The sequence below is a fragment of the Candidatus Phytoplasma sp. AldY-WA1 genome (assembly GCF_020312115.2).
GTDB lineage: Bacteria > Bacillota_I > Bacilli_A > Acholeplasmatales > Acholeplasmataceae > Phytoplasma > Phytoplasma vitis.
The window spans coordinates 1-1,037 of record NZ_JAHRHX020000125.1 but is presented as its reverse complement, the minus strand read 5'-3'; the positions used below and the strand labels follow the sequence as shown (position 1 = coordinate 1,037).

General features: G+C 32.4%; 1 protein-coding gene. It reads left to right on the top strand.

The features are described 5' to 3' along the window. Positions 1-1,037 (top strand): hypothetical protein (locus tag KTO59_RS04395; RefSeq protein ID WP_284928843.1); only part of this gene is annotated, 1,037 nt, incomplete at both ends.

Sequence of the window (1,037 nt, the reverse complement as noted above, 5' to 3'; positions counted from 1 at the left end):
AAAACTGGGGTAACTGTACTGTCAAATCAACCGACGCATACAATAATTACACATACACAATCAAATGTCGTTTAAAAGAAACAATCGAAAAAACAATAGACCTCGACCCAGTTGATAATATACAAGACAGACAAATCGCAACCGAAGAATGGATTAAAAACAATGTTCAAGGCACAATCACCAGCAACGACAGAGACTGGGGTAATTGTTATGTTCGATCTACTGGCACAAATTATAATTATTTTTATAAAATCAGATGTCGTTTAAACAAAGAAATAACAATAGACCTCAACCCAGTTAATAACAAACAAGAAATACAAACCAAAACTGAAGAATGGATTAAAAACAACGTTCAAGGTGAAATCACCAGCAACGACAGAGACTGGGGTAATTGTTATGTTCGATCTACTGACACAAAAAATAATTACTTATACAAAATCAAATGCCGTTTAAAACAAGAAAAAACTGAAACAATAGACCTCGGCATAGTTAACAACAAACAAGCCGCAACTGAAGAATATATTAACAACAAAATGCCAGGTTCTAACAAATGGAACAATGGAAACTGGGGTAACTGTACTGCCAAATCCTCAGACACATACAATAATTACACATATACAATCAAATGTCGTTTAGAAATAACTCAAACAATCGACCTCGGCGTATTTAACAACAAGCAAGAAATGCAAACCGCAACCGAAGAATGGATTAAAAACAACATTCAAGATGAAATCTACTACAACGACAAAAACTGGGGAAATTGTACTATCAAAATCATCGAAACAACCAATAATTACATATTCATAATCACATGTCGTGTAAAAGAAACAAAATATATAACAAAAGAATTTTGTTTAGATGATAATATAGCAGCTAATACCAAAGAATATATTAATGACGAAGTTAAAGGTAAAATTTACTACAACGACGAAAAATGGGGACATTGTACTGTCAAATCTACTGACGCATACTATAATTACGTTTACACAATTATAGGTGTTAAAGGAAATAATGATAATAACCCTAGACCAAAAAAA